This window comes from Blautia sp. DFI.3.45 (assembly GCF_020593505.1).
GTDB lineage: Bacteria > Bacillota > Clostridia > Lachnospirales > Lachnospiraceae > Blautia_A > Blautia_A wexlerae.
This window is the reverse complement of the sequence record NZ_JAJDMI010000210.1, coordinates 1-297: the sequence shown is the minus strand read 5'-3', so window position 1 is coordinate 297 and position 297 is coordinate 1. Positions and strand designations below refer to the sequence as shown.

Here is a 297-nt window from a genome sequence, read left to right as displayed (position 1 = left end):
ATACCGATTCGGAATCTTCGTATAAGACTTCTGATAAAAGATTTGCAAGCCTTTGTTCTGCTGTTTTTGGTTTCTTGGAATAGAGCCTTACAATGTCTGCCATCTCATTAAAAGCATTGATGGTATGAGTGATTTCCCTTAAGAACATAATCTCATTATATTCCTCATTCGATTCAAACCCTATTGTTTTGGCAATATCCGTCTGACCAGCATTTCCCTTGAAGTTTTTGCAGGCGAACTGGAAGGAATCCAAAAACAGACCATATTGTTTTAACATCAGCAGTAATAAATCTTTTG

At 36.4% G+C, this 297-nt stretch carries 1 pseudogene; it reads right to left on the bottom strand.

Annotated elements, in window-relative coordinates:
* Window positions 1-297: pseudogene (locus LJE09_RS19345) on the bottom strand (helix-turn-helix domain-containing protein); the annotation flags it as partial.